Genomic DNA, 5,606 nt, shown 5'->3' on the forward strand with positions numbered 1-5,606 from the left:
TTAGTGCTGTAACTGCGATCGTTTCGATGACGAAAGAGCGCACTTGGGCCGTTGCGGGCAGTGACCTGTTCCATGCCTTCAAGAGTTTTATTGCCGGCACGGCCCAGCCATCGCACAGCTGATTGGCCTTCGTCAGCGCCGTGTGGTGCAGCTGAGGCGAGGACTTGATCCAGGCATCGTCCTTCCGGTCGCCGACCCAGATGTAGTCGCTCCCCGGTATCTCGATAGCCGGAACGCAGTCGATATCGATGTGCGAAAGCTCCAACCTGATGGAGCGACGTTGCGTAAAGGCTGAGGACTTTTCGTAGCGGTAGCGAACCGCGTCCGCGAACGAGCGCAGAACAACGCTAGGTTCGGGCCGCGTTGAAAAAAACCCCGTTGCCCACTTGGACTCATCGATCAAGAAGATGATGTCCACGTCGCCTAGCGGATTCACCGCGGTGCCTCTGACATAGCTACCGCTCAAGAAGCTACGGAGGATTCGGTTACCGATGCCGCCCGTGTCCATGAGATCTCGCAAGTACTTGTGACTGGCACTTGCGGCCTTCTTCTGAGTCGCCGTCGGCTCAACTTTGCTCGCCATGCCCCTGAGAAGTCCCTCGATATTCCTCACGTTCAACCCCGGATAAGTTGAGTCACTAGATCGGTCAGGAGTGCTGCGCTAGCTGCCGACTGCCATGGTGAGCGAGGGGACGTAGCCGCCGCCGCGTTCGCCATCGAAGTCGAACTCGTACAACGTTACCGGCTTCAAAACCTTGATATGCCGGCCGAGGAAGAACGCAAAGCTGTATGGCGCCGCCATGAACAGATGCAATGCAGGGCGAACTGCGGTGCCCGCTCCAGACCTCAGATCCTTCAGGTGGTTAGCCAGTCGGTCTGCCAGTTGATCTGCATGGGCGCCATTCAACACTGCAGCCTGCGATGCGCCACTCGCGAGGCTTGCGACCACCAAGCGGCCAACGCTCGGCTTGCCCAGGAGGTCGGCACGAACTTGTTGTTCCGTGGTCCGGGTGATGGACACTGCTACAGCCACCTCGGCTCCGCCGGTTTCCAGGTCAAACTCACTGAACTTCCAGCTCGGCCAGGTGGGGTCTACAGGCACGTCATCGGCAGCCCAGATGGCAGCACCACCACGAGTGCGCTGCTCGAGCTCCACAATTTTTCCGGACTTGGTGTCCAACACGGTCCCCGCGGCGAACGCCAGCGTCAGGTGAGTGTCCATCGCGAGGCGAAGTCGCTGCTCCTTCTGCCCGGCTGAACGAATGAATGCGTTCAGCTTTGGCAGGAGGTCCTTTTCCCATGTGAACTCGGGCCTCAGGTAGCGGTCGGAGAATTCAGGCAAAAGATTGAGAACCTCATCGCAGCGCGCCTCCAGGCGGTCGAAGCCATGCTCAAACGACTTGACGCCGAAGACCTTCGCCGGCGGCGGCGCCTGGTCTGCGAACAACATTTCGTCCCCGCAGGCCTCGCGGAACGACTTGGCGTCGAATTCGTTTCGGCCTTGTGCAAGCCAGTCGTATGGCAGTTGGTCATAGCTCGTCGAGCTGGATCCTGGCTCGCTCGGCTTGAGGCCATACGAGTGCAGCGCCTCATTCATGCGCTGTCGGAAATCATCCAACGACTCTGACACTGAGGTCAACGCGAGACGTTCGCAGAATGCGCGTAACTCTGCTTCATCCACCTTGAGATGCTGCTTCCAGACTTCGCGTGCCAACCAGTATTTACTCTGTTTTGTCGTGCCCTGGAAGAACTCATCGAGTTTCAATGTGTGGTGCTGCTGCTCAACCAGTTTGTGGAGAACGTCTTCTAGATGAACGCGGTGGTTGGTCATGAGCCGGATGCGTGAAGCAAAGCCTCCGGACTGGTCAGACAGGTGGGCATCTCGAGCACGCTGCAGCAGCGACGTTGTCGTGGCACCGGAGTACTTGGGGTCTGTCAGGTCCACATGCGTGAACGTGCCGTTGCCTACGTGCCACTTGCACTGGAATCGCTCCACCTGCAGCCGCCTGCCAAACTGATCCAGCAGCCCCCGACTCGGGTCGTACTCCACCCAAACGTCATCAAAGCCTCTGGGTCCAGACTCAAAGCCCACTCGGCGGACGGCTGTGGTGGAGCTCAACAGCTTGGCCGCATAGGTCCAGAAGATGCGCGCTTGGAAGGCCTGACCGTATCGAGTTGTGTTGACTGCCTGTGTCATCTGTCGTCCTGCATTTGATTAAGCAAGGCTCATGTGAGCGGGAACATCGGACCGAACAGGTCTCGCCAAGCACGCAGCGCCTCACCGTTCTTGCCTTGTCGGACAAGATGGATGGCATGGTCGGCTGCCCTTGCTGCAGCCGTCAGCAGCTTTTTCGCCCGCTCGACGCGCGCAGCGTCCATCGAACCACTGATGGGCGGGCCAAGCTTCGCTGGGTCGTCCCACGTGTCGCCGATGCGGTCTGAAAGAGTGGCAAAGAAGGACTGAAGCTCCCGGTCGAACTGCCCTCCCCAGCCGCCGTGCAGGCACTCAAGCGCCATCACCTCGATGAGGAACGAAGGCTTCACCGGCTTCTCACCGTGCTTCGGGTTGTTGTTCCAGTACTTCACCATCCGCACTAGCCCCTTCCACTCACTGGAGTAGGCTTGGTGTGCGTCTACTGCCTTCTGCGCGTGAATCTTGGGGTTGGTCTTGATCCACTTCCCGGTGTCACCATCCGGGATCTCGTAGTTGTCGCAGCAGGTGAATGCGGGCACGACATCGATGCTCAACACCTTGTAGTCGGTCTTGTCTTCGTCCTTGATCTCAACGCCGAAGTCGACGTTGATGGAGCGGCTCTGCCTGCGAACAGCCTTCTCACCGTACTTCGCGACCAGCGCAGCCTTGTAGTCATCAAGTACGACGCTAGCGGCCTTGTCGCGGTAATGCCGCTCGGTCTGCTTCATCGGAAAGAAGATGTCGATGTCCTTGAGCGGCTTGGTCTTCGTGTGCCTCTTGTACGACCCCGTCAAGAAGTCGCCTTCAATGGCGAACTTGGTGTGCAAATAGTCCCGCACCTCTGTGTGCTTGGCCGACGCGTTGTCTTGCTCCTTCTGGTTCAGCTCCAGGCGGCTCTTGAACTTGCGGAATGCCTCATTCACCGTGAGAGTCATTTTGGTCTCCAGTAGCTCGTGTTTGCGCTCAGGCCGTTGTGCTCAACGCCAGTACCGATGCTCTGACGCACCATGCCGTCGGTTGACCTGAAGTCGGTGGCGGACCACCCTTCAACGTCAGGCCGTCCTGACTTGTTCTTCACCACGACCCTGTACAGAGCCTCGGCCGGATGCAGCCCCAACTTCTGGATGGCATAGCGAATCGCGTCGGTATCGACCCAGAAGTTGCCTGCGTCTGACGACCATGCATAAGAGACCGCAATATCCCAGCGCCGGATGAGGGCGTCGGTCTTGGGGTGGTAAATCTCAAGAGTCACAGACTCGAGGTACTCGGTTTCGATCCACCGCTTGATGCCTGCATGCAGCACCTTGTGGTCACCGGCCAGCTTCTGTGGGTCAAGGCCGCTATGGACAAGGACGTCCTTGAAACTCTTCAGGATGTTGTCGGTAACGTAGCTGACCGAGTGCGAATAGGAATGGACGGCAACGGTACTCATGATTTCAAGAAGTCGTTGGTGTCAAAGGAGAAGTCCGCAGCGGCGCTCTTGGTGTCCTCAGAGGATTCGGAGCCGAGCTTTGAGGCCATGTCACGGGCGGTGATACGCGTGCTCTTTGCCTTCAGTGCGCGCCCGACCCAGGCCAGGTCATCCTTGGGACACGGCAGCGAGATGAACCACTCGCCCTCCAGCGGATCGTGCCCCAACGCGTCTTCCTTGGCATCGCTGCCATCGATGGCGTTCTCGTCGTACAGGCAATAGATGCGCGTTCGCGGGCCTTTGCACTCGACGACGATGGCTGCATCCTTGGGCGCCATCTCCGTGAGGATGGAGCTGGCGATACCGGCGATGGAGAGCAGCTCGTCACGCTTGGCCCCAGAAGTCCCCTGGGTCAGCAAGTCGACGATGAAGTCCCACGTCTCGACAGAATCCCTGTGAGGTGACCCGCGGACGACGCGCTTCACGACAGTTGCATTGCTCATTGCTTGCCTTTCTGGCGCGCGGCCTTCGCGAGGGCTACAGCGGACTGAATGTCGGCCAAGGTCAGCTTCGCGGGGGCCACCGCCACTTCTTTGCGCGAAGCGAGCGCGTTGGCCACGACCTTGCGAATCGTTCGGCCGTCCAGGCCAACGGTGTCAGCGACCACACGCTTGAAGCCGGCCTCGTGAGGCAGCTTTTCGATTCCCTTGAAAATCTCGCCCAGTTCCGTCAGGCATTCGGTCAGGATCTGCTCACAGGCATCACGGTTGGGGAGCGGAACTTCGAGCACCAGGTCGCAGCGCGACGTGAACGCGGCATCAATCGCCTGGGGGAAGTTGCTAGTCGCGATGAACAAGATGTTGTTGAACTGCTCTGCCAAGGCGTCCAGCTGCACGAGGACCGCGTCGGTAGCTCGCATGACATCGACCGGGTTGGCATCCATGCTCAGCTTGGAGCGGTCGACCGCAAGTGTTTCGACCTCGTCCAGCAGGACGATGGTTGGGCCTCGCATTGCGGCCTCAGCTATCGTCTGCGAGAACAGCTCAGAAACCGCCTTCTGGGTCTTACCCATCATGGCGCTTCCAAGTGCGTGGGGATCGACCTCCAGCAACGTGAAGCCCGCCTTCGACATCAGCGTGGCCACCTCGTTCGCCAGGCCTCGCGCCAGCGAGGTCTTGCCCGTGCCCGGCGGTCCGACGAGGAGGATAGCGCCGTGCAGCGGCAGGACGGTTCGCTTGACCTTGGGACGGACGGTGAAGTTGACGATCGCTTGCGAGACGAGGCGAGACTTGATCTCGTCGTCGACAACAATCGACTTCCACAGATCTGCCAAGCCCTTTTCAGGCAGCTTGACAATGCGGTGGATGCCCTTGGGAGCTTCGGAATGGTTTGGCATCATGTTTTTCGTAGTTCAGGGCAGGGTGGACGCGCGCGGCCCGTTTAAGCGTTCAGGTAGCGGTCCAGCCGCTTCCCTGTGATCGAAAGGAAGAACCCCAGCACGCCCAAGCCGATGACAAGGCCGAATGCGACCGGATGTTCGGGAACCCACCAAGTCGCTACGTTGGGCACCGCATCGGCCAGCGTCTGTGCCGGGCGGCGCTGAATTGCGGCGGGCACGGCGGTCACGACTTGCCCGACGATGCCAAACATGCACCAGTACGCCGCCACGTTGGTCAAAAGTTGGCCCGCGCCCCGCAGCCGTCCACGCTGATAGAAGTAGTCAACAACCCGTTCAAGCACCATCGGCTCCTCTGTAATGCCACCTCACCAACATCACCACGATGCCAGTCTGAGATAGTTTTCATCACTATACATGATCATTTTGATTAGATCAAAGGGTTGTTGAGATGAGGTTCGAGCGGCTGCATAGGTATCATTCATAGATGGAATCCCAGAACAGCCCAAACACGGCCCCCTCCTTGGACGCGCTGACCCGAATACAACGAGAGCGGCTGTCGCACATCGACTTCACCCTGTTCTTTCTTGGTGAGCTCAGACGAG

At 59.1% G+C, this 5,606-nt stretch carries 7 protein-coding genes; all 7 read right to left on the reverse strand.

The features are described 5' to 3' along the window. Positions 1 to 583: SMODS domain-containing nucleotidyltransferase (locus tag Q0C59_RS18185; protein ID WP_291218194.1), on the reverse strand; the 583-nt coding region annotated here is incomplete at its 3' end. A gap of 78 nt (positions 584 to 661) precedes the next feature. After that, positions 662 to 2,197 (reverse strand): SAVED domain-containing protein, encoded by a 1,536-nt coding sequence (locus tag Q0C59_RS18190; protein ID WP_291218196.1) that lies wholly within the window; start codon positions 2,195 to 2,197, stop codon positions 662 to 664. A 29-nt stretch (positions 2,198 to 2,226) separates the two neighbouring features. Beyond that, the gene (locus Q0C59_RS18195) at positions 2,227 to 3,129 is read right to left on the reverse strand and encodes a CBASS oligonucleotide cyclase (RefSeq protein WP_291218198.1); all 903 of its coding nucleotides are present in this window, start codon (positions 3,127 to 3,129) and stop codon (positions 2,227 to 2,229) included. Next, positions 3,126 to 3,626: an HORMA domain containing protein gene (locus Q0C59_RS18200; RefSeq protein ID WP_291218200.1), complete on the reverse strand. Its 501-nt coding sequence runs from the start codon at positions 3,624 to 3,626 to the stop codon at positions 3,126 to 3,128. Before Q0C59_RS18200 ends, Q0C59_RS18195 begins: the two co-directional genes overlap by 4 nt. Continuing rightward, entirely contained in the window at positions 3,623 to 4,090 is a 468-nt protein-coding gene (locus tag Q0C59_RS18205; protein ID WP_291218202.1) for a hypothetical protein, read from the reverse strand. Before Q0C59_RS18205 ends, Q0C59_RS18200 begins: the two co-directional genes overlap by 4 nt. A 14-nt stretch (positions 4,091 to 4,104) precedes the next feature. Beyond that, complete coding sequence (locus tag Q0C59_RS18210; RefSeq protein ID WP_291218204.1) at positions 4,105 to 5,004, reverse strand: AAA family ATPase; 900 nt, start codon at positions 5,002 to 5,004, stop codon at positions 4,105 to 4,107. A gap of 41 nt (positions 5,005 to 5,045) precedes the next feature. Next, a complete protein-coding gene (locus Q0C59_RS18215) occupies positions 5,046 to 5,348 on the reverse strand; it encodes a hypothetical protein (RefSeq protein WP_291218206.1) in 303 nt (100 codons plus the stop codon). Positions 5,349 to 5,606: the final 258 nt, after the last annotated feature.

Source organism: Hydrogenophaga sp., assembly GCF_022844385.1.
GTDB lineage: Bacteria > Pseudomonadota > Gammaproteobacteria > Burkholderiales > Burkholderiaceae_C > Hydrogenophaga.

Excerpts from the sequence above, each read along its gene's own strand:
- Q0C59_RS18190 (WP_291218196.1), bottom strand. The coding sequence starts at position 2,197 with ATGACACAGGCAGTCAACACAACTCGATACGGTCAGGCCTTCCAAGCG.
- Q0C59_RS18195 (WP_291218198.1), bottom strand. The coding sequence starts at position 3,129 with ATGACTCTCACGGTGAATGAGGCATTCCGCAAGTTCAAGAGCCGCCTG.
- Q0C59_RS18200 (WP_291218200.1), bottom strand. The coding sequence starts at position 3,626 with ATGAGTACCGTTGCCGTCCATTCCTATTCGCACTCGGTCAGCTACGTT.
- Q0C59_RS18210 (WP_291218204.1), bottom strand. The coding sequence starts at position 5,004 with ATGATGCCAAACCATTCCGAAGCTCCCAAGGGCATCCACCGCATTGTC.
- Q0C59_RS18215 (WP_291218206.1), bottom strand. The coding sequence starts at position 5,348 with ATGGTGCTTGAACGGGTTGTTGACTACTTCTATCAGCGTGGACGGCTG.